Origin of the sequence: Pseudarthrobacter albicanus (assembly GCF_018224015.1) — a bacterium.
Classification (GTDB): Bacteria; Actinomycetota; Actinomycetes; order Actinomycetales; family Micrococcaceae; genus Arthrobacter; species Arthrobacter albicanus.
The window spans coordinates 1-749 of the sequence record NZ_JAGPOT010000213.1 but is presented as its reverse complement, the minus strand read 5'-3'; the positions used below and the strand labels follow the sequence as shown (position 1 = coordinate 749).

The 749-nt window shown below is 74.6% G+C and carries 1 protein-coding gene; it reads left to right on the top strand.

Going from position 1 to position 749, the window contains the following annotated elements; translation table 11 throughout:
* A partial coding sequence (locus J9611_RS21490; RefSeq protein WP_211883339.1) for a copper resistance protein CopC occupies positions 1–749 on the top strand: 749 nt, incomplete at both ends.

Below are 749 nucleotides of genomic sequence, written 5' to 3'. Positions count from 1 at the left end.
GGGCGGCAGCCGGGCCCTGGGCGCGTCCCGGCTCACCCATGAGAACCGTGCCCTGGAAATACCCGTTCCCGGCCCGGGCGGCCCGGGCATCTATACCGTCCAATGGCAGGTCACCGCCGGCGACGGGGACGTCATGAGCGGCAGTTACCGCTACGCCGTGGGGCCCTCCGCCGCGGCCCTCGGCGGCGGGCAGGCCACCGACACCCAGGGGTCGTGGCAGACGGCCGTCCTTCGTGCCCTGCTGTTCACCGCCCTCGCCCTGGCCCTGGGCGAACAAGCCGGAACCCGGCTGCTGGCCCGGCTTCGCGGCGCCCCGCCCGGTCCGCGGCCGATCACCATGTGGGCCTGCCTGGCGGGTCTGGCCGCCGCCGCCGGCCTGGCCGTGTTGCTGCTGGGCAACGGCTCCCTGACGGCAGGCCTCACCCGTCCCGTCCCGGACGCCCTGACCGGCAGCCGGCCGGGAATCCTGACCCTGATCCAGATCAGCGGATTCGCCCTGGCAGCAACCGCGGCCGTTGCACGCCGCCGTGCCTGGCTTTGGCTGCCGCTCGCGGCCGTGATCGGCGCGGAGGCCCTGCGCGCGCACCCGCAGCTGGCCGACCCGTTCCTGGGCATCCCGCTGACGGTACTGCACCTTGCCGCGGCCACCCTCTGGACCGGGATGCTCGTCCACATCCTGCGCACCCTCATCCGCTGGCGCCAGCGCCGGGACCTGGCCAGGGCAGCACTCGGCGCCTATTCCCGGACTG